A 376-nucleotide genomic window follows, 5' to 3' on the forward strand; every position below is an offset into this window, starting at 1 on the left:
CCGATAATCTGAGCAACACCACTCCTCAATACAACGGTAATATATCTGCCATGTTATGGAAAACCGAAGGTGATGATGTTCCAACCCGCGGATATAGTTTTATTTATGATGGTTTAAACCGTTTAACTGATGCCCATTACGGTGAAGGCCTGACGCTGGAAAGTGGAACGGGTAAATATTCCATGTCTGTTCCGGATTACGACGCCAACGGAAACATTAAAAAACTGAACCGTTACTTCAGGGGAATCAAGGTTGACGAGCTGACTTATACCTACGAAAACAACAATCAAAGTAACCGTTTGTTAAGTGTGGCTGATGATGGCACCTCAAATTCCAATGTTAAGGATTATGACGCCATTAGTGCAGGAACATATAC

General features: G+C 42.0%; 1 protein-coding gene. It reads left to right on the plus strand.

The annotated features are described in order from the left end of the window. Positions 1-376 (plus strand): hypothetical protein (locus OM074_RS21735; RefSeq protein ID WP_301202728.1); only part of this gene is annotated, 376 nt, incomplete at both ends.

This window comes from Plebeiibacterium marinum (assembly GCF_026013615.1).
GTDB lineage: Bacteria > Bacteroidota > Bacteroidia > Bacteroidales > Marinilabiliaceae > Saccharicrinis > Saccharicrinis marinus_A.